Source organism: Shewanella sp. POL2, assembly GCF_000282755.1.
Lineage (GTDB): Bacteria > Pseudomonadota > Gammaproteobacteria > Enterobacterales > Shewanellaceae > Shewanella > Shewanella xiamenensis.
Genome location: NZ_AKZL01000232.1, coordinates 1 through 301, shown reverse-complemented (window position 1 = coordinate 301; position 301 = coordinate 1). Strand labels below are relative to the sequence as shown.

At 56.8% G+C, this 301-nt stretch carries 1 protein-coding gene; it reads right to left on the bottom strand.

Annotated features, from left to right (window positions below; genetic code table 11):
- Positions 1-301: VCBS domain-containing protein (locus tag SHEWPOL2_RS22205; RefSeq protein ID WP_037431958.1), on the bottom strand; the 301-nt coding region annotated here is incomplete at both ends.

Sequence of the window (301 nt, the reverse complement as noted above, 5' to 3'; positions counted from 1 at the left end):
TGATGGTGACGGTGTGTGTTGCCGTGCCATCGGCGCTGGTCACTGTGATGTTGCGGGTCAGGGTTTCGCCGGCGGCGAGTGACTGCACATCAATATGGCTGTTGTTAAGGACATAGGTCCAGTTGCCGTCAGCATCAATGCTGAAGGTACCGTAGTTGCCATCGGCGACATTGGTTTGGACTTGGAACACGGCTTCGCCGTTATCGACGTCGGTCACATCGAGCTTGCCGCCAACGGTTTGCACGGTAGCAACATCGGTATCGCTGTCGCCATCTTCGGTCACCGTGCCGTTGTCGGTATC